The 504-nt window shown below is 60.9% G+C and carries 1 protein-coding gene and 1 pseudogene; both read left to right on the top strand.

From position 1 onward, the window contains the following. Positions 1-8: 8 nt before the first annotated feature. Positions 9-170: a transposase family protein gene (locus tag ACXJKJ_RS32495; protein ID WP_457395889.1), complete on the top strand. Its 162-nt coding sequence runs from the start codon at positions 9-11 to the stop codon at positions 168-170. Positions 171-254: 84 nt separating this feature from the next. Beyond that, positions 255-504 (top strand): annotated as a pseudogene (locus ACXJKJ_RS32490) (ISL3 family transposase); the annotation flags it as partial.

The raw sequence follows: 504 nt of genomic DNA, 5'->3' as shown, positions 1-504 counted from the left end.
GGCCAAAATTGGAGCACTTGGATTGGCTGGAGCGGCATGCCCGGGTAACGCAACGGCTTGCGCAGAGCGTGGCACGCATGTGCGCCACCACCTCGATCCATGCCACCGCAAAGTGGCATGGTCTGGACTGGAAGACGGTCAAGGCGCTTGATTTCCGGCATCTGATGTAGACGCTGGGCCCAGTGGACCTATCGGACGTACGCGTGATCGCGATGGACGAGTTTGCGATCCAGAAGGGGCATCGCTACGCCACCGTACGCGTGATCGCGATGGACGAGTTTGCGATCCAGAAGGGGCATCGCTACGCCTCCGTGGTGGTCGAGCCATCGCGCTAGCGCGTGCTCTGGGTCGGCCGAGGACGCAGCCGCGCTGACATCCGTCCCTTCTTTGAGCTACTCGGCAGGGTCGGTTGCGAACGCATCCAAGCCGTAGCAATGGACATGAATTCGGCCTTTGATGTGGAGGTCAAAGCCCAGTGCCCCAATGCTGAAGTGGTCTACGATC

The organism is Roseateles sp. P5_E1 (assembly GCF_054049335.1).
The sequence above is the reverse complement of the archived record's forward strand: the minus strand, read 5'-3'. Positions and strand labels throughout refer to the sequence as shown.